This window comes from Acaryochloris sp. 'Moss Beach', assembly GCF_021497025.1.
GTDB classification, from domain to species: Bacteria; Cyanobacteriota; Cyanobacteriia; order Thermosynechococcales; family Thermosynechococcaceae; genus Acaryochloris; species Acaryochloris marina_A.
The window spans coordinates 2,822,258-2,843,296 of record NZ_CP071717.1; the positions used below are offsets into that span (position 1 = coordinate 2,822,258).

The 21,039-nt window shown below is 47.5% G+C and carries 21 protein-coding genes, 2 pseudogenes and 1 riboswitch; of the genes and pseudogenes, 16 read left to right on the top strand and 7 right to left on the bottom strand.

The features are described from left to right. Window positions 1–133 precede the first annotated feature (133 nt). The 11 genes and pseudogenes from HRE53_RS13240 (at window position 134) to HRE53_RS13290 (ending at window position 8,894) form a co-directional block, all read left to right on the top strand. The gene (locus HRE53_RS13240; protein WP_212663850.1) at window positions 134–1,813 is read left to right on the top strand and encodes a SulP family inorganic anion transporter; all 1,680 of its coding nucleotides are present in this window, start codon (window positions 134–136) and stop codon (window positions 1,811–1,813) included. A gap of 82 nt (window positions 1,814–1,895) precedes the next feature. Further along, window positions 1,896–3,296, top strand: coding sequence for a cation:proton antiporter (locus tag HRE53_RS13245; RefSeq protein ID WP_396133437.1), 1,401 nt, complete (start codon window positions 1,896–1,898; stop codon window positions 3,294–3,296). 103 nt (window positions 3,297–3,399) lie between these two features. Beyond that, window positions 3,400–3,735, top strand: coding sequence for a cation:proton antiporter subunit C (locus HRE53_RS13250; RefSeq protein WP_212663851.1), 336 nt, complete (start codon window positions 3,400–3,402; stop codon window positions 3,733–3,735). Then, window positions 3,732–5,163: pseudogene (locus HRE53_RS13255) on the top strand (cation:proton antiporter). The gene HRE53_RS13250 and the pseudogene HRE53_RS13255 overlap by 4 nt, the downstream one beginning before the upstream one ends. Further along, entirely contained in the window at window positions 5,160–5,546 is a 387-nt protein-coding gene (locus HRE53_RS13260; protein WP_235110983.1) for a Na+/H+ antiporter subunit E, read from the top strand. Before HRE53_RS13255 ends, HRE53_RS13260 begins: the two are co-directional and overlap by 4 nt. Continuing rightward, window positions 5,543–5,794, top strand: coding sequence for a hypothetical protein (locus tag HRE53_RS13265; protein ID WP_235110984.1), 252 nt, complete (start codon window positions 5,543–5,545; stop codon window positions 5,792–5,794). The genes HRE53_RS13260 and HRE53_RS13265 overlap by 4 nt, the downstream gene beginning before the upstream one ends. Beyond that, complete coding sequence (locus tag HRE53_RS13270; RefSeq protein ID WP_212663855.1) at window positions 5,791–6,072, top strand: monovalent cation/H(+) antiporter subunit G; 282 nt, start codon at window positions 5,791–5,793, stop codon at window positions 6,070–6,072. The genes HRE53_RS13265 and HRE53_RS13270 overlap by 4 nt, the downstream gene beginning before the upstream one ends. Further along, window positions 6,072–6,621, top strand: a pseudogene (locus HRE53_RS13275) (DUF4040 domain-containing protein). Before HRE53_RS13270 ends, HRE53_RS13275 begins: the two are co-directional and overlap by 1 nt. Further along, window positions 6,618–7,280, top strand: a complete 663-nt coding sequence (locus HRE53_RS13280) for a Na(+)/H(+) antiporter subunit B (protein ID WP_235110986.1) — start codon at window positions 6,618–6,620, stop codon at window positions 7,278–7,280. Before HRE53_RS13275 ends, HRE53_RS13280 begins: the two are co-directional and overlap by 4 nt. Before the next feature lie 183 nt (window positions 7,281–7,463). After that, entirely contained in the window at window positions 7,464–8,039 is a 576-nt protein-coding gene (locus tag HRE53_RS13285; RefSeq protein ID WP_235110987.1) for a hypothetical protein, read from the top strand. A 204-nt stretch (window positions 8,040–8,243) separates the two neighbouring features. Beyond that, window positions 8,244–8,894 carry a Uma2 family endonuclease gene (locus tag HRE53_RS13290; RefSeq protein WP_235110989.1) on the top strand — a complete coding sequence of 217 codons (651 nt, stop codon included), beginning with the start codon at window positions 8,244–8,246 and terminating at the stop codon, window positions 8,892–8,894. Window positions 8,895–8,918: 24 nt separating this feature from the next. Here HRE53_RS13290 and HRE53_RS13295 read toward each other — a convergent pair whose 3' ends face one another. Both HRE53_RS13295 and HRE53_RS13300 read right to left on the bottom strand, forming a co-directional pair. Further along, window positions 8,919–9,293: a hypothetical protein gene (locus HRE53_RS13295; protein WP_235110991.1), complete on the bottom strand. Its 375-nt coding sequence runs from the start codon at window positions 9,291–9,293 to the stop codon at window positions 8,919–8,921. Between the two features lie 49 nt (window positions 9,294–9,342). Next, on the bottom strand, window positions 9,343–9,549 hold the full coding sequence (locus HRE53_RS13300; protein WP_235110994.1) for a DUF1963 domain-containing protein: 207 nt from the start codon (window positions 9,547–9,549) through the stop codon (window positions 9,343–9,345). 344 nt (window positions 9,550–9,893) lie between these two features. Here HRE53_RS13300 and HRE53_RS13305 point away from each other — a divergent pair, with 344 nt between their 5' ends. The 4 genes from HRE53_RS13305 (at window position 9,894) to HRE53_RS13320 (ending at window position 14,253) form a co-directional block, all read left to right on the top strand. Further along, complete coding sequence (locus HRE53_RS13305) at window positions 9,894–10,478, top strand: hypothetical protein (RefSeq protein WP_235110995.1); 585 nt, start codon at window positions 9,894–9,896, stop codon at window positions 10,476–10,478. Window positions 10,479–10,639: 161 nt separating this feature from the next. Then, window positions 10,640–11,098 carry a DM13 domain-containing protein gene (locus HRE53_RS13310; RefSeq protein ID WP_212663862.1) on the top strand — a complete coding sequence of 153 codons (459 nt, stop codon included), beginning with the start codon at window positions 10,640–10,642 and terminating at the stop codon, window positions 11,096–11,098. 601 nt (window positions 11,099–11,699) lie between these two features. Beyond that, on the top strand, window positions 11,700–13,376 hold the full coding sequence (gene groL / locus HRE53_RS13315; RefSeq protein ID WP_235110997.1) for a chaperonin GroEL: 1,677 nt from the start codon (window positions 11,700–11,702) through the stop codon (window positions 13,374–13,376). Between the two features lie 309 nt (window positions 13,377–13,685). Beyond that, window positions 13,686–13,776: riboswitch (Glutamine riboswitch) on the top strand. 30 nt (window positions 13,777–13,806) lie between these two features. After that, window positions 13,807–14,253 (top strand): DUF4278 domain-containing protein, encoded by a 447-nt coding sequence (locus tag HRE53_RS13320; RefSeq protein ID WP_212663864.1) that lies wholly within the window; start codon window positions 13,807–13,809, stop codon window positions 14,251–14,253. 168 nt (window positions 14,254–14,421) lie between these two features. Here HRE53_RS13320 and HRE53_RS13325 read toward each other — a convergent pair whose 3' ends face one another. From HRE53_RS13325 to HRE53_RS13335, 3 genes are all read right to left on the bottom strand, one after another. After that, window positions 14,422–14,652, bottom strand: a complete 231-nt coding sequence (locus tag HRE53_RS13325; RefSeq protein ID WP_235110999.1) for a hypothetical protein — start codon at window positions 14,650–14,652, stop codon at window positions 14,422–14,424. Between the two features lie 484 nt (window positions 14,653–15,136). Next, entirely contained in the window at window positions 15,137–16,147 is a 1,011-nt protein-coding gene (locus HRE53_RS13330; RefSeq protein ID WP_235111001.1) for a CsgG/HfaB family protein, read from the bottom strand. 97 nt (window positions 16,148–16,244) lie between these two features. Then, on the bottom strand, window positions 16,245–17,501 hold the full coding sequence (locus HRE53_RS13335; protein WP_235111003.1) for a serine protease: 1,257 nt from the start codon (window positions 17,499–17,501) through the stop codon (window positions 16,245–16,247). 311 nt (window positions 17,502–17,812) lie between these two features. Between HRE53_RS13335 and HRE53_RS13340 the strand changes: the two genes are divergently transcribed. Then, the gene (locus HRE53_RS13340) at window positions 17,813–19,096 is read left to right on the top strand and encodes a DNA repair exonuclease (protein ID WP_235111005.1); all 1,284 of its coding nucleotides are present in this window, start codon (window positions 17,813–17,815) and stop codon (window positions 19,094–19,096) included. On the opposite strand, the gene HRE53_RS13345 is transcribed toward HRE53_RS13340, so the two are convergent. Together HRE53_RS13345 and HRE53_RS13350 are read right to left on the bottom strand one after the other, a co-directional pair. Further along, entirely contained in the window at window positions 19,093–19,599 is a 507-nt protein-coding gene (locus HRE53_RS13345) for a thiol-disulfide oxidoreductase DCC family protein (protein ID WP_235111007.1), read from the bottom strand. The genes HRE53_RS13340 and HRE53_RS13345 overlap by 4 nt on opposite strands. 87 nt (window positions 19,600–19,686) lie before the next feature. Beyond that, the gene (locus HRE53_RS13350) at window positions 19,687–21,033 is read right to left on the bottom strand and encodes an NAD(P)/FAD-dependent oxidoreductase (RefSeq protein WP_235111008.1); all 1,347 of its coding nucleotides are present in this window, start codon (window positions 21,031–21,033) and stop codon (window positions 19,687–19,689) included. Window positions 21,034–21,039 lie beyond the last annotated feature (6 nt).

A 21,039-nucleotide genomic window follows, 5' to 3' on the forward strand; every position in this document is an offset into this window, starting at 1 on the left:
CCTATTCATAAGCTGGAGTTTTAGTTTCCATTAGGCATCAAAAACTGAGATGTTCTGCAGACGTTTTAGTATAGACTTAATACAATGCACTATTTAATTAGCATTGATTAAAATCAACTATAAATTCTGAGCTATGCAGATAACGAACCGAATTAACTTCCGAAATTTAAGCGGTGACCTGTTTGGGGGGATCACCGCTGCTGTTATTGCCTTACCCATGGCCCTTACCTTTGGTGTTGCGTCTGGCGCAGGTCCTGCGGCGGGCCTCTACGGTGCCATACTGGTGGGCTTCTTTGCGGCTTTGTTCGGTGGTACCCCTACCCTCATCTCTGAACCCACGGGTCCCATGACCGTGATTATGACAGCGGTGATTACGAACCTCACTGCAGCAACGGATGATCCCGAAAAAGGCTTAGCCATGGCCTTTACAGTGGTGATGATGGCGGGGATTTTTCAAATTCTGTTTGGTCTTCTGCGCTTAGGGAAATATGTCACCCTGATGCCCTATACCGTTGTGTCGGGTTTTATGTCAGGGATTGGCATCATTTTGGTGATCCTGCAGTTGGGACCCTTTTTAGGTGAAAAAGCACCGAAGGGTGGCGTTCTCGGTACTCTCGGAGAGTTACCGAATCTTTTATCTGGGATTAATAGCTCAGCGTTGTTTCTGAGTCTGTTAACTGTTGCCACCATTGTCTTGATTCCCATCATTGTGCCGACTCAACTCAAGAAGTGGTTCCCCCCTCAATTGGTTGCATTATTAGTGGGTACCTTCGTTGCCATGTGGTTGTTCCCAGGTGCCATCGTTGATCGGATTGCACCGTTTGAGGCCGGGTTGCCAACCCTACGAATGCCTGTTTTTACCCAAAGTGAATTACAACTGATGGTTGTTGATGCAATCATATTGGCTGTTTTGGGTTGTATTGATGCTTTGCTAACCTCTGTTGTTGCCGATAGTTTGACCCGCACGGAGCATAACTCTAATAAGGAACTGATTGGTCAAGGAATTGGCAACCTAGTTTCTGGATTATGTGGGGGTATTGCCGGAGCTGGAGCGACGATGGGCACCGTGGTCAATATTCAAGCAGGGGGTCGCACAGCCCTCTCTGGTTTGACTCGCGCTTTTATCTTGTTGATTGTTGTCCTCTGGGCTGCACCTTTAACCCAAAATATTCCCCTAGCCGTATTGGCGGGGATTGCCCTCAAGGTCGGAATTGACATTATTGACTGGGATTTCCTAAAGCGGGCCCATCAAGTGTCTTGGAAAGGCACTGCCATTATGTATGGCGTCATTGCTCTGACGGTCTTTGTTGACCTGATGGTGGCCGTTGGTATTGGGGTGTTTATTGCTAACATCGTCACGATTGATCGCTTAAGTACCCTGCAATCTAAGTCAGTGAAAGCCATTACCGATGCTGATGATGAAATCCAGCTAACGGCGGAAGAAAAGCAGCTCTTAGATCAAGGACAAGGACGTATGTTGCTCTTTCATTTAAGTGGTCCCATGATTTTCGGTGTAGCTAAAGCCATCTCTCGTGAACAAAAAGCGCTGAAATACTGTGAGGCTTTGGTTCTAGACTTGAGTGATGTACCTCATATGGGGGTGACCTCTTCCTTGACCATTGAAAATGCCATTGAAGAGGCCCTCGACAAAGGCTGTTCTGTGTTTGTGGTTGGGGCTGCTGGCCAAACTAAACGCCGTCTAGGCAAATTAGGGATTTGGGAACGCATCCCCCCTGAGAATTTATTGGCAGATCGAGTTGAAGCGTTGCGCAAAAGCGTAGCGGGTCTTGATCACTATGCCACCTCTAGTTGAGGGTAGTTCACCCTTAATATCTGGGTGCTTTATCAAGGATGTCTTTCGAATTTGACAGATTAGTTCTAACTCAATTTTGGCTATGAATACATTCATCGATGCTTTATCAATGTCACCGCTCCTCCAAGGGGGCATCTCTCAGCCCTGGCTAATCGCAACGGCTAATGCAGATGAAGCTCCCCTGATTCTCTCAGGTGTCCTGCTCACTCTGGTGGTCATTTATCTGGCCAGTAAGCTGGGCGGTGAGCTATCTCAGCTTTTAAATCTACCTCCTGTTTTAGGAGAACTAGTCGGAGGCGTGGCCATTGGGGCCTCGGCTCTTCACCTGTTGGTCTTTGCTGAAAATGGAACCGTTGCCGCTGATTCGGCCTTGATGCCCATTCTGCAGTTTATCGGTGGCAATCTCAGTGCTGAATCGATTACCTCAATTTTTGAAAGCCAGAGCGAAATCATTGAGATTTTATCTGAGCTGGGGGTGATTATTCTATTATTTGAGATTGGCTTGGAGTCTGATCTTAGAGAGTTAACAGAAGTAGGGTATCAGGCCGTTTTGGTGGCGATTGTGGGCGTTGTTGCCCCCTTTACTGCCGGGACAGCCGGATTGATTTTCCTGTTTCATATGCCGACGATTCCAGCGATCTTTGCCGGGGCAGCGTTAACGGCAACCAGCATTGGGATTACCTCTAAAGTCTTGTCTGAATTAGGTTATCTCAAGTCTAAGGAAGGCCAAATCATTGTTGGGGCTGCCATTATTGATGATGTGTTAGGCATTATCGTCCTGGCTGTGGTCGCCAGCTTGGCTAAAACAGGCGAAGTGGATGTTGTTAATGTTCTGTATTTGATTGGTAGTGCCACCCTGTTTCTCGTGGGTTCCATCTTCTTAGGCCGATTCTTCAATCAAGCCTTTGTGACCATTGCCGATCAGCTGCAGACCCGCGGAAAGCTAGTGATTCCTGCCCTGAGTTTTGCTTTTATCATGGCTTTCCTTGCCAATGCGATTCATCTAGAAGCGATTCTGGGTGCCTTTGCCGCTGGCTTGGTGCTAGATGAAACCGATAAGCGCAAAGAGCTAGATCAACAGGTGATTCCCATTGCCGATATTTTCGTCCCGATTTTCTTTGTCACCGTGGGGGCAAAAGCAGACTTAAGCGTTTTGAATCCTGCCATTCCTGAGAATCGAGAAGGTCTCGTGATTGCCGCCTTCTTAATTGTGGTGGCAATGATCGGTAAGCTCATCACTGGCTGGACCGTTGTGGGGCAACCTGGCATTAATCGATTTGCAATTGGCGTCGGCATGATTCCCCGAGGAGAAGTGGGCTTGGTCTTTGCTGGCATTGGTTCAGCGAGTGGTGTTTTGGATAAGCCCTTGGAAGCTGCGATTATTACCATGGTAATTCTGACCACCTTTGTGGCCCCACCGTTGTTACGGGTGGCGTTTAAAAGCGGTGCCATTGCCATTGAGTCTCCGGCAACGAACAACTAATTGATGAGGATGGCTGCGATGGTCTCCGACCGGCCTGTGGCCATCGCAACTCTCTCTCATAAATCCTCGGACCCTCTTTTTTACTAATCCTTTTTAAATCACCATGTTAGAAGCGTTTATATTTGCGACGATTCTCTGTGGCTTTTTTGGCATCATCCTCAAAGAAAATCTGATGATGAAAATTATTGCCATGGATGTGATGAGTACAGGCGTGATCGCCTATTACGTCAAGATCTCCGCTCGTCAAGGGTTATTCACCCCGATCATCACAGATACCCATCAGGGAGCCTATGCCGATCCCGTTCCCCAAGCCGTGATTTTGACAGCAATTGTGATTGGCTTTTCAGTGCAGGCCTTGATGTTGGTGGGAGTGATGAAGCTCTCGCGCGACAATCCCACCTTGGAAAGCCGCGAGATTGAAAAGACTTACACACCATGAATACCCTTACGATCGTTTGGATTGCCCTGCCGTTTTTTGTCGGGTTTGTAGGATATCTGATCCCTAAACTGGATCGATACTTAGCATTGGCTATGACCTTGGTGTCTGCCAGTTATGCGGCTCGGGTGTTGATGGAGCCAGACCCGCTGACCATTCAGCTGATGGACAGCTTTGGGGTCACCCTCAGGATTGATAGTCTCAGTGGCTACTTTATCTTGACCAATGCCTTGGTGACAGCTGCCGTCATTTGCTATTGCTGGGGTACGGGAAAATCCGCTTTTTTTCTATACCCAAACCATCATTTTGCATGGCAGCGTCAATGCTGTCTTTATCTGTGCTGACTTCATTAGCTTATATGTGGCCTTAGAGGTCATTGGGATTGCCGCTTTCTTGCTGGTGTCTTACCCGCGTACGAATCGGGCGATTTGGGTGGCCTTGCGCTACTTATTTATCAGCAACACGGCCATGCTGTTTTATTTGGTGGGCGCTGTGTTGGTGTATCAGGCCAACCACTCCTTTGCCTATACCGGCTTAAAAGGAGCACCGCCAGAAGCCCTCGCCTTGATTTTTATGGGTCTGCTGACCAAAGGAGGCGTCTTTGTTTCCGGTTTGTGGTTACCCTTAACCCACTCTGAGTCTGAGACTCCGGTTTCGGCCTTACTCTCAGGCGTTGTTGTCAAAACGGGAGTTTTCCCCCTGGCTCGCATGGCCTTAATGGTGGAGGAAGTCGCTCCCATCATCACCCTATTTGGGGTGGGTACAGCCTTTTTGGGTATTAGTCTGGCCCTCTTCGAGCAAGATACAAAGCGGCTTTTGGCCCAGAGTACCATTTCACAGCTTGGGTTTATCTTGGCTGCCCCTGCCGTCGGTGGGTTCTATGCCTTGACCCATGGTCTAGTCAAAGCCACCCTATTTTTAACCGCTGGGACATTGCCTAGCCGAGATTTTCAGGAGCTGCATAAGCAGCCTATACCGCGGTCTTTATGGCTGGTATTGGTGATGGCCAGTTGCTCCATCTCCGGTATTCCTCTATGGTCTGGGTTTGCGTCCAAAGCGTTAACGCTGAAAAGTGTATTGCCCTGGCAAATGATTGCCCTCAATATCGCCACAGTGGGTACCATTGCTACCTTTGCCAAATTTATCTTTGTACCTCATCAGAGCGAAGCGAAGCCAGTTCGAACTGGGTTTTGGGTAGCTGTTCTCTTACTTTTAGGGGTCTTGCTAGCGGCCAATGGTATTTATTACCAGGCCTATACCGTTGCCAATATCGGCAAAGCCTTGGCCAAGGTAGGGTTGGGCTGGTTGGTCTATTGGCTGGTCATCCGCCGCGTGGTGCTGAAATTGCCTCGGGTCCAAGAGCAACTCGAACATTTAATTGGGGGCATGAGCTTAATGTTGGTTCTATTGTTCTGGATGGTGTTGGCATGACTGGATATCTGAATATTCTGCTGCGCTTAGCCATCTGGTTTTTGCTGACCGCTGATTTTGGCATTGCCAATATCATTATTGGCGTCTGTGTGGCCTTGCTCTTGCCGCGCCGCGCCAGTCTGGGGTCCTTAAAAGATTGGCTGCATGCGATCGGGGAAATTATCATTGCCATTCCCCAGGCCTTTTTTGAGGCGATTGAAATTATGGTCCGTCCTCACCGCTATGAAGCGATCACGATGGAACATGTCAAACCGCAACGCACCCCTGGTCTGATTTTTCTCGATATTTTTGTGATTACCTTTACCCCCAAAACCATTGTGCTGAAGTACCACGAGGAAGGGTTGTACGAAGTCCACCGTATCGAACGAAGGAAAAAGTCATGAATATCATCCTAATTGCCATGATTTTGGCCCTGGCGATTCCCATTTATGAAGCCTGCCAGGATGAGGATGTGTGGCAGAAAATGCTGGCCTTTGCCAGTATCGCCAGCAAAACATCGATTATGATTCTGGTGATTTCTGTCCTACGGGATGACTGGATGATTGGCGTCGTGGGGGTGCTAATCCTCAGTGTTGGCAATGCGGCCTTAATGCTTTTGGCCCAGATTATTAAACGGATCAGTGACGGATGATTAACGCGATTAGTTATGTCTTGATGGGCATTGGGATTTTCTTTTGGTTTTGGGGGACTTGGCCCTTAGTTGGTCACCGCTCGGTGCTCTACAAACTTCATAGCCTCTCTGTGGCCGATACTTTGGGGTCGATGTTAATTGTTGTTGGTTTGCTTCTGAAAATTCCACGGGAATGGCCCCTGCTGGTTCTGGCCATTCTCTCCCTAGCGATCTGGAATACCGTGCTGGGATATGTGTTGGCCTATTGTTCTAGTGATACTAAGGAAACGGGGACGTGATGACTGATAGCTATGTGTATATCATTACTGCCCTGCTGCCCTTAACCGCAGCGATGGTGGTGTTTCAGGTCAATCCTTACCATGCCCTGATTATTCGCGGAATTTTGGGGGCAGTGGCGGCCCTTGTCTATGCCGTTTTGGGAGCGGCAGACGTGGCCTTAACTGAAGCACTGGTGGGCACTATGCTGGCGATTACCCTCTATGCAGTAGCGGTCCGATCCTCCCTGGTGGTGCGCTTGGGTGTGCTCCAGGCAGCAGAACCTCAGGGGTTTCAAGCTTGGGTCGAAGGCTGTCGGGCCATATTTTCTAAGCACTATATGCGCTTAGAACTGGTTGATTATCCTAATGACCAAGATCTCCATCAAGCTCTGAATGAAAAAGAAGTGCATGCGATTTACCTGACCCCAGCACCATGCCGCAGAAACAGTGCAGGATCAGGCTCTGATCCGTATCCCCCGACTATATGAAATCATGCAGGCAGAATTAACGTCACCGGAAACAACCCTCACCTATGTGGCGGTGGCTGATTTAGCGGAGGCAAAGGTATGAAGTGGCTTTATATCATTGCGGGCCTTGCCCTGTATGTCAAAATTTTGGTCATGCCCAATCCAGAATTGGATGTGGCTGATTTGTCCATCGTCCAGGCTGTCGTTGATGATAGCGGTGTTCCCAATGCCTTAGCGGGCATTATTTTCAGAAATCGTCTCTACGACACCATTTTCGAGGTGGTGGTGTTTACCATCGCAATTATGGGTGTCCGGTTTCTACTCTCGGATGAGCAGCCCTCAAAAAAGGTACATCGATTTACGGACAAACCTTCTATTGTCCTAGCCAGACTAGGGGCAACCATTGCCTCGTTGGTGAGTATCGAGTTAGCGATTCGCGGCCATTTGAGTCCGGGCGGTGGGTTTGCGGCAGGTGTGGCAGGCGGTACAGCGATTGGCCTAATCGCGATTACCTCTTCGTCTAAGTGGATGCAGGGTATCTATCAGCGCTGGCGAGCAGCCATGTGGGAGAAAATCTCAGTTCTGGTGTTTTTGGTTTTGGCCGCGATAACATTAGCCGGTTTTGAATTACCTCATGGTGAACTCGGTGCTTTGGTTAGTGGGGGTGTGATTCCTATTCTCAATGTGTTGGTAGCGATTAAGGTTGCCTTGGGTTCGTGGGCCGTCATCTTAGTATTTATACGGTATCGGGGATTATTGTAGGCGTCGTGCTGGATTGTTTCCAGATGATCAACGGCATGTGTGTATATCGAAAAATCTCCGTAAAGCTGCTCTAGAATTCAGAGATGCTAATGTAGCCCTAGATTAGTGTTGAGAGGTAGAAAAGCTACAAGTTTTTTCGTGTTAGGAAGCAATTTCCTCCTCAGCCTAATCATGCATCAATCGATGAAAATAGTTGCTGCCACACCTGACGAAATCAACACGATGGTCTGCTACCGTGATGAGCAGAAGCAAAGCCTGAAACAAACGTCATTTTTTTCTTTTGCCAACAAACGCTGGTACCGAGACAAAATTGCTGAAATTGACTGCTACATCAATGCAGCAAAAGTCACGGAACGTATTTTCTCGGTTCCAGGCTTCAAACGCAGAACATCGTGGTGGGATGAGTCCAAAAGCTGCTACTACACTGAAATAAACGGCCTCATCTGTGAAATCGACGAATATGTGCATGGTGATTGTCTTCGCATTCAGCAAAGTGTCACTCCGCAGGTAACCGTACGCGAATGCCCAGACGGTGAGGTATGTACTTCGATCATTATTGCCGCAGATATCAACAGAATTGAAGACATATCCGATGCTGTCTCTAGCGAATTACCAGCGCGCAGCGTATTTCCCGGTAACTATGAATCCATTGTGGCCGACATCAACGCGTGTGTGGAAACCTGGTCGCTGTACGAACGTCCTGAATATGTCAATGACGATGTTTATTGGTTTTACTTTCACAGTTTTCGCGTAGTCTAGGGTGCTCAAGAAGATGCATAACTATGCATTGAATCGGAGCCGTTACAACTGATCGTTTGGAGTCTCATCAATACGTGGCGACGGCTCGGTCAATGTAACCGTTTGCATTTATCTATCCAATATTTGGCAAGGAATTCTAGGCTAACTCTCTCAAGCTTGCTAAAACCGTCGGCTAAAATGAGTTAAGACTCATGGGTCACCAGGATGGTTAGAACAGTCGTACCAGTTGAGCATCAAGCCCTTGGAGAAAAACGCGTCAGTGTTAGCGGCTTGACGTGGGCAGCTTATCAGCAGATTTTGCATGCTTTACCCGAAGGGCGCTCGACTCGCTTAACCTATGACCACGGCACCCTCGAAATTACTATGCCTCTGGAAGAACATGAATATGCTAGTGAATTAATTGGTTTATTCATCCGAATTCTGGTGGGGGCAATGGGGCTAAAGCTAAAATCTTTGCGGTCAACGACTTTGGACCGTCCTGATTTAGATCGCAGTGCTGAACCTGACAATGCCTATTACATTCAACACCAAGCCCAAGTAGCTGGCCGAAAAGTCGATTTATCCCAAGATCCACCCCCCGATCTAGTAGTAGAAGTAGATATCACCCATACGGATATTGCCAAAGATCGGCTGTATGCATCAATGGGAGTACCAGAGTTTTGGCGCTACAACGGTCAAGTGTGGCGCATCTTTCAATTGCAGGGTGAAGCGTATCAGGAATTAGATCGCAGCCCCACCTTCGATTGGGTCAAAAAAGAAGACCTATACCAGTTTCTAGAACAAGCCCAGCAGGATGAGATTGAGGCTGAACAAAATTTTCGAACATTGGTAAACCAAAAACTGCAGCAGCAGTAACCTGATTAGGGCAAGCAATTGGTATTAAGACACTCCAAATTCGAATCTGCAATTTTGAAACCGTCTATGGATCAAAGACACAAGATCAATCTGAACACTCCAAACTCCTGCTCCTGTAAAATCCTCGCCAATTTGGAGTAACAGAACATCTGCTTCCTGAGTGATAGCTCTAATAGTTTCTTCATGCTTTTGGCAATGGGTGTAGATGCCATAGATTTTGGATTTCTTATTTCCAGCATAGGGATCCCACAGCATGTCTCCTTCGTCATATCCATCTAAGTCTTCCCCTGCCTCACAGTAACGATATCTAGAACTGAAATCTTCTTTTTCATTAAAAATATCGTTTACTAGACAACCATAAAAAAACCAGCGGCCATGTTCCTGAATAATGCGAGTCAATTGGTTCGCTTCAACATTTGCATACAGAACCTTTCCATGATCGCCACTGTTACTGATAAAAAAAATATAAGAATCCTGTTTTGGGTAGAAAATCTAAGGGATCAAAAGCAGAAAATTTCTTCAGGTCTAATTGAGCCGTGAAAAACATATTCTTTGGATAATCCAATGATTCTGGTAGGTCCACAATTGGGCCACCAATACGAGAGGCACCCAGAGCAAAATCAACAGAGGTGTGATCTATATCGTCTTCCTTCATGTAACTACTACAGTTCAAGGATTTTGGATAATACCGTTGTGAGGCAGGTGTAAATCGGATAATTTTGTACATCAAAAAGCCTATAAATCAATTACCTACTCAGACTTTAGGGTGAAGTGATATACCCCCTCTCTATCATCAGTTTTCCCTGCTTGAGCAGGAGATTCACTTTAGTTTCGCTAACACTATATGGTTGCAGTGCAAGAATCTGGGTTAGGGGGATACTGCATGACTGATAGCTGGTAGACGATACCAGGCTGTTCTAAGATAACCAGCATCAAGACCAGCAACATCTTTATTCCCTGATGTCTTGCGGTCTGAGTAAATCCTTGGTAACCAAATTCATGACTGCTGACCATCCTTTATCAGCTCAACAACAAGAGCTAAGCTGCCTCGACTTTCGTATTCTGGAAGTGACGCCAGACTCGATCATTGCGGCTCGGCGGACCTTTAATTGGGAATGCCTGTTGACGTGGGTCAACTACACCGTCTTTGTTCGTCGTGTTCCCCTCCTCAATGCTCAGGTCATGGAAGCCGATCAACAGACCTTAATGCAGAAGGCTCAGCAGGCCAATCAGTCGCCCTTGCCTAGAGGATTTCAATCCGGCAATGCGGTTTTAGTGGCCTACATTGCCGACCAAGTGGATTTGGAAGCCCGCCAACTGTGTCAGCGAAAAACTAAAATTCGCTTTGCCCAGTTTTATGTGCCCGCTGCCTCAGATCAGGACGGACAAGCCTATCTGATCACAAAGACGCCTCTATGGGGATTTATCTACTATGTCAAATTTCGCTACATCCTCAACCGCCTCTTAAAGCCCATAGGAACGCCGAATCAGGAACCCCGGTCAACCGCTGGTCTGATTCTCACAGGAGTATTTGTCCTATATATGCTGTTTTTGGTAGTGATTCTGGCGACGATCTTTAATTAGTCATGGATTCTTAGACCTAGATGGTGACCCATCGGTTGGGCTGGCGTTCTGCTCTCAGCAAATCCTCAAGTTTATTTATGAACCTCTCAGGAGCAGATCAAATCCCTCTCAAAATGTCCAGGCATTATTAGAGATAAGTTCAGTCTTACAGGGAAATAGTTATGAAACGTCTTGCTTTTGGAACCTTATCCGCTTTTCTGCTAGCTACTAGCGTCATTCAACCCAGCTTAGCCTTAGAGTCTGTTGTTCAAGGTAATGCGAATGGATCGTCTTTTCTCGTTGCTAAGAAATCGGTCATCTCATCTGGACAGTTTGTCACCGTTAAAAAACAGTCCACGGGTTCTGCTCAAATTATTTCTAAAGGCGGTAAGCGCTATTTGGAATTGAGCACTGATTTTAGTACGGGTAAAGGCCCTGATGTAAAAGTAGTCTTGTCCCGCCAATCCCAGGTTCCCGGCTCCATTGAGGAAGGAACTTATATAACCCTGGCTCCTCTACAACAGTTTCAGGGTAAGCAACTCTATGAAATTCCTAGCGACATTGATTTAGCGGATTATGCATCAGTTGCTCTATGGTGCAAACAGTTTAACGTCACTTTTGGGTATGCTCCCCTCAGTTAATGACAGGATGGGGGATGACTGTTCTAAAAATCTGGACTGCAACAGCTTATCCCAAATTCTTTCTCAATCCTTTTCATGTGAATAGTGTTCGCCCGAGTCTCTTGTACCTAGATGGGGTAATCTTCTAAGCGCTTCCAGGAGATTGCCCCATTTTCATGGAAACAGACGTGTGCGGCTAATCGCTGGTCCTGAAATCAAAAAATGTGTCTGATTATGGCTGAAATGTAAGCTTAATCGAGCATTTTCAAGTATTAAAAGGGTTGGTCGATAATTTTCAGGACTGATTTTATGATATACACTTCCCGAAAGAATATTGCTCTAGATTTGGAGGAGTGACTGATTCCCTCGATTGAACTATTAATTTGCATGGCTCCAGACATCATTGCAGGTCAAAATCCATTGTGAGTTATTGATCTTCAGGGTTGGATTTGCCTATCTAGAGAAGTTCGGTTATCTGGACAATAACCCGATATTTTAGTTCGGGCCTTGGGGCTACAATAGATTAGCTTTGGCACTCTCCTCTTGAGAGTGCTAGTTTACTGACAAACATGAAACGTTGTCTGTAATTCACTGAGAAAGCGCAAACGAGAGGACGCTTGTAATGGCCAAACATGTAGTATTTGATGAAGAATCTCGGCGCGCTCTTGAGCGCGGTGTGAATTCTCTGGCAGATGCCGTACGCATCACCTTGGGGCCTAAAGGTCGCAATGTGGTTCTAGAAAAGAAATTCGGAGCACCTCAAATTGTTAATGATGGGGTGACCATTGCGAAGGAAGTTGAGCTGGAAGATCCGTTAGAAAATGCGGGTGCCCAGCTTATGCGTGAAGTGGCTTCCAAAACCAATGATGTGGCTGGTGACGGGACCACGACCGCCACGGTTTTGGCCCAAGCGTTGATTCGCGAAGGTTTGAAGAATGTGGCTGCTGGGGCCAACCCAGTTGCGATTCGCAAGGGTATTGATAAGACGATTGATGCCTTGGTCAAAGAAATTGAAGCCAAGTCGAAGCCTGTTACCGGAGATGCGATCGCACAAGTCGCAACCATCTCTGCAGGGAACGATACAGAAGTCGGCCAAATGATTGCCCAAGCCATGGACAAAGTGGGCAAAGATGGCGTCATCACCGTAGAAGAATCCAAGTCCCTCGCCACGGAAATGGAAACTGTGGAAGGGATGCAAATCGATCGGGGTTATATTTCCCCCTACTTTGTAACCGATGCTGAGCGCATGGTTGCTGAGATCGAAAATGCCCGCTTGTTGATTGTCAACAAAAAAATCAATTCTCTTCAGGACCTCGTCGGTATCCTTGAGCAAGTTGCCCGAGCTGGACAGCCTCTCCTGATTATTGCTGAAGATCTTGAAGGTGAAGCCCTAGCCACATTGGTGGTGAATAAGCTTCGGGGTGTCCTCAATGTGGTCGCCATCAAAGCCCCTGGTTTTGGAGAGCGTCGTCAATCCATGCTTCAAGACATTGCCGTCCTCACAGGTGGACAGGTGATCTCTGAAGATGTGGGCCTAACCCTCGACAAAGTTGATTTAGACATGCTGGGGACTGCCCGCAAGGTCACCATCAGCAAAGACAACACCACGATTGTGTCGGAAGCTGCAAATGCAGGTGATGTTGGCAAGCGAGTAGATCAACTTCGTCGTCAGCTAGATGAAACTGATTCTGAATACGACAAAGAAAAGCTCCAAGAGCGGATCGCTAAGCTTGCAGGTGGCGTTGCCGTCATCAAAGTGGGTGCTGCAACAGAGACCGAGCTTAAGGATCGTAAATTGCGCATCGAAGACGCTCTGAATGCGACTAAAGCAGCCGTGGCCGAGGGCATTGTTCCTGGTGGTGGCACTACTCTGATTCATCTCACCAAAACCATTGAGAGTGTCAAAGCTCAACTTAAGAATGAAGAAAAAGTCGGTGCTGACATCGTCCGCATTGCTTTAGAAGCCCCCCTTACTCAAATTGCAGATAATGCAGGTAAGGAAGGTGCTGTCGTCGTGGAGAAAGTCCGTGATGCAGACTTCAGCTATGGCTATAACGCCATGACTGATACCTACGAAGATATGATTGCTGCTGGAGTAATTGATCCTGCCAAGGTAGTCCGTTCGGGCCTCCAGAATGCGGGTTCGATTGCCGGTATGGTGCTCACGACCGAAGCCCTAGTGGTTGATAAGCCTGAGCCTGCAGGTGCTGCTGCGCCCGACATGGGCGGCATGGGCGGCATGGGTGGCATGGGTGGCATGGGTGGCATGGGCGGCATGGGCGGCATGGGCATGATGTAGAATCTTGCCGACCTAATACCGGTCTAAGTCTTCCAAAACAGCCTGTAGTGATGCAGGCTGTTTTTTTGATGTGTTGATGTTGGATTCCCAGAGAGCCTGGGGCGAAGGATATATACGATCAGGTCGCTTTGGGGCAACAGTCATGAGTCGGGTCATGCACAATGAAGAGTGCAAAGGTTTTTTATATTCCTAGGCCAAAAAAGTATCAAACACTACAGAAAAGTTGTACTTAAGTAAATTTTAAGCTTTTAATAGGGTTTCGTTAGTGGATCTTTAATTTGAAAAGGGTATTATTAGATACAGAAATGAATCGTTCATCTTGCATTACTGATCTGTTTGATTCCTGATCAAGGGTAAGTCAGCAAGACGGAAGTAAGGCATTTACCTGAAGGAACGCGCCTCATCCCATATATTCGGTCGGAGGCCAACCGTGAAATATTCCTATCGTGGTGTCGAGTACACCCGTGTTTCTCCCTCAGTAGAAGTCACAGAAACTGAAATTATCGGCCACTATCGTGGCACTCCCTGCCGCCGCCGGCAGTATGCAACTACGGATCTTCATCAACCCACTCACGTTATGACTTATCGTGGTGTTGAGTATGGTCAAGAAGTGAACAACTCTACGACCCGTCGAGAGCCCGTCTTTTCTCCAACACCCCAAATCCCCGATGTTGTCCCTCAATCCATTGCTGTGGGTGCAGCCATGAATTATGCCAGACCATCAGGACGTCTGGGTCTTCGGGATGTCTCTGACTTAGAGAAGGTTCATAACACCTTTATTCGCCAGACCTTAGAGCATCGTCTTGCTGTTGCCAAACGCAAGGGTGATCAGGGGTTAGTTCAAATGCTAGAGCAAGAGCAGCATCAGTTGAATTAACGCTGATCCGCTAGTACAAGTTACTAAAAGCAATGCCCTCGATTGAGCTAATCGAGGGCATTTTTGTGATTGATAGGCTAGCAGACATTAGCGAACAAAATATAATCCTCTGAACAGATCCTCAAGCAAACTAATGGCTTATGGGGGACTGACGCTAATCAGGCTAATCTAATCTATCGCTTTCAATAATTGTGAACGCTCTAAGGTCGCTTGCCCAAAGCCAGGAATCCATGCAATCCAGCGGTCTTGAACACCAGGGCAAAGCAGTAAAGCGGTATCTTCGCTGTATTCAGACAGGGAATTGCGGAGCTGTACCCATTGATGTGCCTTAGGAACGAAAACCTCTGATGAGGGTGATGCTGCTATGGGTTGTTGAGGCTTTTTCGTAGGAATATTCATCACTAAGCTAAAATCCGTATCTTTTGATACAGAAATTTTATAGCTCTTTCAGGCTATTTTGGCTGTCTATGGTGAAACTTAACCTGTTACCCAGAGACATGATACGTACTCCAATCCTTTGCCTAGAAGCGATCTGCAGGAACAATAAAGGTGGGGGATGTTACATAAAAGGCACAAAACCACATATTTGTATGGGTTTCTATAAGATTTGAGGCTTGTTCAATCACTTTTTTTATGGTCTAATCTGGCAAAATTCGCATTTGCGTTTTCCATGATTACCCTCAATCCTTCGCTGCTTATTCTGACGATTGCTTCGGGATATTTATTCACTATCTATATGGTCTTAGGGCTTATAAAACAGATTGATCAGCTCCATTAAATATCCCCCCAAAAGGCTGGCCTTTTGGGGGGATGGGTGACTGGATCTGTAATGCGCCTGAGAAGTAATTGCTAAAACTGCCCTAGATGGTAGAAAGCTGTAGATCTATTCAACGGCTTTAGCTACGTCTCCAACCTTAAAACCTGTGCCGGTCAGAATCTTGCCGACAGAGGATTGAGCATCGACTTCTGTCAACTGAATGCGGCCCATGGATTCCGTTTGGCGTTTAAGTAGTTTGCCAGTGGTGGGGTCCTTAATATCTTTGATCACGCGTTCCACAGACATCACCATGCCGGGTCGAAATCCATGGGCACCCCCTTTATTCAGAGTAATTTGGTTACCAGTGATGTCGGCGACCACCATCTCTTCTACGGGTAGTACCGATGGTAGTGCAGATAATTGGGGGGCAACAGCGGTGAGTTGGGTCACGATATTATTGACGGCTTGACTAGACGCTTCACCCAGGAGTCTGTCACTGCTATCAGAGTCAGTATCGACGCCAATACCAAAAACACGACCCGTTCCTTCACTTTTATCGGCTTGGCCTTTCCCTTCTGCTGCCGTGAGAATTTCTCCGGTAGCGGTGCTCACTAACCGGGTAGAAAGTTGAACAGTGGCCAACTGTTTCTTTTTCTTTCCGCCGATGCCGAAAAAGCCGCCAACAGAGCCACCTTTGGATTGCTCTTCAACATTGAACTGGGTAATTGAACCGACGAGCACTGCATCTACACCTAATACTCGGCCAATTTGAACTGCAGTTGTGGGTTCAATACGACCAGACTGTCCAAAATTCTGCTCTGCTAGGATAGCCTCAATTTTGCTGCGCTCAACCATGACATAGGTGCCATCTTTCACTAGTTCATTAGTGAGCAAGTTGCTGATGCCTTTAGATGCCCCATTGTTGCCATATAACCCGTAACTGAGACCTGTTTTGCTAACGCTGGCCATGTCGAAGTCTAAAACAGCAATACGTCGGCTTTCTTTAGGTTTAATGGTCTCGACACCAATGCCTGGTGTTGCTGAGGGGTTGGCATAGACGGAACCCGGAACGCAAAAAGCCGTGAGGACTGTGAGGGCAATAGAAAGTTTAGCAATAGGTAAAACGGTGTGTTTCATGAAAGTAGCGTCCAGTAAATCCTTAAAGGTTGTGACGGTAGTGAGGAAGATTCAGTTTCCTGATCTTGCTAGATAGAATCTAAACGAAGAAAAAAGTTTAGCGATCGCAGATGGTCCGAATAGACTGTCGACAATTTTTAGAGGCAATATTGATCGCTTCTAAAGCCCGTTGGTAGTCGGCTTGGTTGTTGTTCTTGAGAGCGAGATCGGCGGCGGTGCGTAAATCAGTGAGGGCTTCTCCTTGTTGACCTTGGTTGAGGTAAACAATCCCCCGATTGTAGTAGAGAATGGCATGGTCTCCTTGGAGCTGGATGGCTTGGGAGTAATCTGCGATCGCACCACCGGCATCACCCAAAGACGATTGCACCAAAGCCCGACCAATATAGGCTTGCAGCAGGTTTTGGTCCAACTGAATCGCCTGATTGAAATCCTGTAAGGCGCCAGTCTGATCCTGTTTGACAAGGCGGATACTGCCTCGTAAGGCATAAGCTGGGGCAAATTTTGAATTTTGGCCGATGGCTTGGGTGGTATTGCGCAATGCTCCTGCCATATTCCCCAGACGATATTGATCTAAGGCTTGCAGGTAAAAATCAGAAGCACTAGACGGCGCTGAAGGAACAGAGGCAATGGGTTTAATTGGAGTGGTGACGGTATTGGCTGGGGCCATTTTCAGGAAAGTATGAATCGGAATCCCGAGGTTAAACCCCGTTTTGATAAAGATATCGGGGTTGATATTTTGATTCTGAACGGTGGTGGTGGTGTCGGCGCGGCCATGAATGCCGAGCAGTTTGCCGTCTTTGTCTAGCACCGGGCCACCGCTCATGCCGGGTAGGGTGTTGTTGGTATAGACCAGAGCATAGCCATCTGTCAGGGGACGGGTGGCATTGGCCGTAATTGTTCCGGTCGTGAAGTTATAGATAATATCTGTGAGGGCTTGAGTTCGACTGGGAAAACCAGCAACGTAGCTCTCACTCCCTTCTGAGAGTTTTTGAGAGTTACCAATTTTGACCACGGTATAGGCACGGTCACTGGTGAACTCCAGCATGGCTAAATCAACACCCGGAAATTTGGTGATTGTCTGTACATTGACCGGATATTCTTGGCCATCATCGGTAATGACGATATATTCATCGACGGTGGCGACAACATGAGCGGCAGTCAACACCGTGTAACGATTGCCATTGCGTTTGATGATCACGCCGGATCCGGGGGCTTGGCTGTCGACCCGCACGGTGATCTGTTTGGCCACTTTGTTGATTTCGGCGGGACTGAGGGCGAGGGCAATTTGTGGTGCCAAAACGATGGCGGCAACCGTTCCCAAGAGCAGGGTGGAAAATTTTTGGGGAATGTTCATGCAGTGTCCTATAAATATGCCAATGGCATATAAATCGATGCTTGAAGGGTGTACTCAGTTGGCGTATGACTCTGAATCGAGGATACCCCAACCCGGATTTGGGTTAGACAAGGTTTTATTCTGATGAATAAAAACAAGCATCTGTTTTAATCTTAGCGACTTAATTTTACGGGACTAAGACTTGGATCACTTCCCACTCGTGATCTTTGAGCTTGTCTGTTCGGGTTGAAGCTGGTTTGTGAATGTCCGTTATAGTCTGAAGAGAAGTCTAAGCTGACCCGCTAGAATTTGCCGTTATGAGTTAGAGCACGATGCCCCGCTTTCTTCATGTTGCTGATGTGCATTTGGGCTATACCAAATACGATTCACCTGAGCGCACCAAAGATTTTTATCGAGCTTTTAGCGATGCCTTAGAACGCTATGCTATCGAACCCCAAGTCGATTTTGTGCTGATTGTCGGGGATTTATTTGAGCATCGCCAGGTACTGCCTGCGGTCCTCAATCAAGCTCAACTCTGTTTGGATCGGCTGCAAGCAGCGGGTATTCCTGTGTTAGCGATTGAAGGGAATCACGACTATAGACTCTATGGCACCAGTACGAGCTGGTTGCGGTATCTATCTGATTGGGGACGCCTGATGCTATTGGAACCCAATGCCGAAGAAGAATTAGAACCATGGGATCCTGAAGTCAGACGGGGAGGCTATATCGATCTCGACTGTGGTGTGCGGGTGATTGGGTCTCGTTGGTATGGCGCTGCTGCACCGCAAGCGATTCAGTCCTTAGCCCCTCTCATAGAACAACTCCCCCCTGGCCCTGACCATACGGTGATGATGTTCCACCATGGTTTAGAAGGTCATGTCTCTCGCTACAGTGGTGCCTTGCGCTATCAAGATTTTGCCCCCTTGCTAACGGCAGGCGTAGATTATCTAGCCCTCGGCCATATTCACCGCAGCTACACCGCCGAAAGCTGGATTTTTAACCCCGGCTCTACCGAAGCCAATAGCGTGATTGAAAACCAGGATCAGAATCCTCGGGGGGTTTTCCTGGTTAATCTCACTAACCAAGGCATCAAAGCCGAACTTAAATCTGATTACGATCAACGCCATATTGAGCGGTTGAACCTCAAAGCGGATCCAAAACAAACGGCTGCAGAGTTGGAAGAGGCGGCGATTACTACGATTAAAATGGCCTATAAAAAAGGTAAAACGGAAGACGCTATTGTAGAGCTAAAAATTCAGGGCACGATTGGGTTTGAGCGTTCTGACTTGAATGTGAAGGAGTTGCGATCGCAACTCCATACCCTCAGCAAAGCCTTAATCATGCTGATTAAATATGAAGTCACTGGTGTCGAGTACCACAGCTATATCAGCGACCAAGAAGAACTGCCTTCTCGCCATGACATTGAGCGGCTAGTCTTTACCGATCTTTTGGCCGCCAATGCCCATTACCGTGATCAAGCAGAATCACTCTCCTCGGGGCTAATGGATTTAAAAGATCGCCTGCTTAAACAACAGACTGAACCCGAACTCTATCAATACGCTCAGGAACTTCTGTCAGCGAAGTCTCCAGAACCGGATGCTTCGCCACAGGATTAATGCTCTTCAGCAGGCACTTGGCACCGATCCGTTGTGCAGGTTTCGATTTGCTGTTGCCTTTCCGCCAGGATGGTCGCTAAATCCGCTCTTCCGGTTAATTTCAACCGCCAATCGGCCCAAAGGTCATAGATAAAATCGGCAATGGGGCCGACAATCGGCAGTTTCGTGATGGCATAAACCCATCCCATTCCCAAAACTTCATACACTTTCCGAAACACGCGCACACCAACCATCGCTGTGCCATCGGGTAATACAGCATGAATGCTTCCCATAGCGGTTTCAAAGTCGATATTGCCATTATCTTCCGGTGCATAATCCAATGCTGCAATATCCACAAACGCCACTAAGCCCTGGCCTGCATCCCGTTTCTGTAAAAAATTCACTTCTCTGAGACAGAGGGGGCAAGCGCCATCGTAGAGCAGCTTTATTTGCCAGGATGAAGCCGACGAGGATGCGTTTAAATTCGACGTGTTGGCGGTAGGTGTTGTGGCGTTAGAGGTCATGTCTATGGATGAGAAAGGCTTTTTTTTGACTATAACCTTATCTTTACGAGCTATGGGGCATCACCCATTCCCCGCTAGCCTGTCGCCCTAAGTTGAGACGGTGGGTTCAAGGCTTTCTCGTTCTCTTGCAGGAAGGGGTTGATTTCTGAAATTAGGATGCTGAGCGTCAACTTGATGTGCTTTTTGGCTAATCGAGTCAAAGTGACGGTCCGTCGATTCTAATTCCTTAAACATCTGCTGTGGATCGACCAAATGGGTATTTGGGAGTTTTTTACCCAGTTCTTTGAGCACTAAACCTACAGGCACATTGATATCTGCTTGCAGCTTGAGATAGCGAGCCAAGACTGGGGCAAATGCACTAATGACCGACCCAATCCCTCCCCGAGGTTGATACCACCCTATAAAATAGAGACCCTTATAGTCTTCTAGAAAAGCACCGTCATAGCATTTGACAACTGAACCTTGCACGCGCTGAAGCTCTGGTGCTAAGAACGGGTACGCCACATAGAAGCCCGTGGCACAAACGATGAGGTCGAAGTCTTCTCGGCTACCATCCTCAAAGATGACTGACTCTCCATCTAAAGCTTGAACGCCGGGTTTGGAAATAATACGGCCATGCTTGATGTAGTAAGGGACTTCACTATTGATGGTGGGATGTTTCTCAAAAATTCGATGCTTTGGTTTAGGCAGACCATAACTTTCATGTTTGCCAAATGTCAGCCGGATCAACAGGTAAACCATCAGCCGTTGATACCAGAGGGGGCTGGGGCTTGTGCTGTTCTTGCTGAGGTCAGCAACCGGAATGCCTGCAAAGGTTTTGGGAATAAACCAAGGCGTATCCCGCATACTCAAAACACATTTAGCTCCCACACGAGCGGCTTCGGCAGCTAAATCACAGGCTGAATTGCCAGAACCGATGACTAAAACGCGTTTGCCAATGAGCTGTTGAGGACGCTTGTAGTCTTTGGAGTGAATGATTTCTCCGTTAAAGCTTCCCTCAAATTGAGGCATCCGCTTGCACCAGTGATGGCCATTGCAGAGTAGTACCCCTTGATACAGTCGCTGTTCTTGATTGGCGAAGCTGACTTCCCAGAGATTATCTTCGACGGGGCGGACAAATGTGATTTCGCGGTTCAGCTCAATGGCGTCTCGTAAGTCGAAATGATCGGTAAACGCGTTAATGTAATCCCGCATGTTTTGGGCGCTGGGAAAATCAGGATACGTTTCCGGCATGGGGAAGTTTGTAAACTGAGTAATTCTGCGGGAAGAAATAATATGTGCGGTTTCGTAAACGCCATGATACCAATTTCCGCCAATATTATCGCTGGCATCCACCTGGTCGTAGGGAATCCCTGCCTCTTTGAGGGCTTGAGCCATTCCCAAGCCTGCGTAGCCAGCACCAATAATCAGATATTTCTCAGAGGTTTTTTGCACGACTTG